At 42.7% G+C, this 1,317-nt stretch carries 2 protein-coding genes; both read left to right on the forward strand.

What is annotated here, in order from left to right:
- Positions 1–531: hypothetical protein (locus tag EII26_RS13230; RefSeq protein ID WP_158612349.1), on the forward strand; the 531-nt coding region annotated here is incomplete at its 5' end.
- 3 nt (positions 532–534) lie between these two features.
- Positions 535–1,179 (forward strand): hypothetical protein, encoded by a 645-nt coding sequence (locus tag EII26_RS12815; RefSeq protein ID WP_124889538.1) that lies wholly within the window; start codon positions 535–537, stop codon positions 1,177–1,179.
- Positions 1,180–1,317: the final 138 nt, after the last annotated feature.

Raw genomic sequence — 1,317 nt, forward strand, 5'->3', positions numbered from 1 at the left:
GCGAACCCCGTGACCAACACGGACCCGACGGGCCTGTGGTCGCTGGGCGAGATGGGCGGCGCCATGGCGGGGCAGAGCATCCTCGCTGGGTCGAGCGGGCTGAACTTCTGGGTCGTATTGGGGATGCTGGTCCCTCGTGCGGAAGTAATTGTGGTTTTTTCTGTCATCAATTGCATTACGATTGAGCTTTTAGATGCGGTACTCAGTGGCCATGTGTCAATGACCGATTTCCTGAGTGAGATTGAAATGGTCTCATCCTTATTAAGAAACCTTTCAGTTCTCCTCTCCTCAAAAAAGTCGCCATCTCCTCCATCAAAATTGAAAGATGGTGATAAAGTTAAAACTCCTGATTCACATCCTAGTGACTGGTCAAAAAATAAAGATGGAAGTTACACGCATAAAAAAACAGGTTGGAATGCCAAAAAAGATCCATCTCAACATGGTGGCCCACATTGGGATATGAAACCACCGAGAGGATCAGGGCATGTGAATGTAGGTCCCGATGGAAATATTTTTGGAGGCTCACATTAACTTATGGGAAAGATTCGTCTTAATGAATTAAATAAGGCTTTACGCCAATGTGGCATAGGACTCGATCTCGACGAAATTGAAAATACCCCCTGTTTTGAAGTGTATCATACCCATGCTTGGAACCATGGTTATGATGGCTTTTATGGAATAATGGTATATGAAGATGGAAGCTATACACCTGGTACTGCAGGTTTCCATGGAACAAGACGGCAATTTTATAAGGATATGCATGAAACTATCAGTTTTCTGCTTGAGTATTTTCGTTTCAAAAATATTCAGGAGTTGATTATAGCACCATGTTACCGGTACAATCAGTTTTCAAACGATGCAGAATATAGCACAGAATATAAAGATATTTACGAGGAAATATATGCTTTTCTGCGAAAAAATAATATTCGGAAAAATGAACGCTCCGGTATAAAAACAAACATCGAAGATGATATTGGGCCACTGGAGATGATTGTAGAAGGAGCTTTCAGAGGTGTTTCGGAATTATGTTTATTTGCACCAATTCATAAGATACTTATCGCTCCGGATCATCATTTCGGTTTTACATTTTTTACTCAACAAAAATCACTTGAAATGGAAATAATCGTTGAATTATTGAGTGACTATTTGAATTTGCACTGCCTTGATTGCCAAAATTGAAAGCAACCAAAGCCTGAACCAGTTCTGACGGGCGACGCCAAGGAATTTCTGCACGCGCTGTCGAACGGCATGGTGTCGTTCATGAGTCTGATGGGCGTCTGCGAGTCGCATCTTGCGATGCAGATCCTGACGAAGGCG

The sequence above is a fragment of the Fretibacterium sp. OH1220_COT-178 genome, assembly GCF_003860125.1.
In the GTDB taxonomy this organism is placed as follows: domain Bacteria; phylum Synergistota; class Synergistia; order Synergistales; family Aminobacteriaceae; genus CAJPSE01.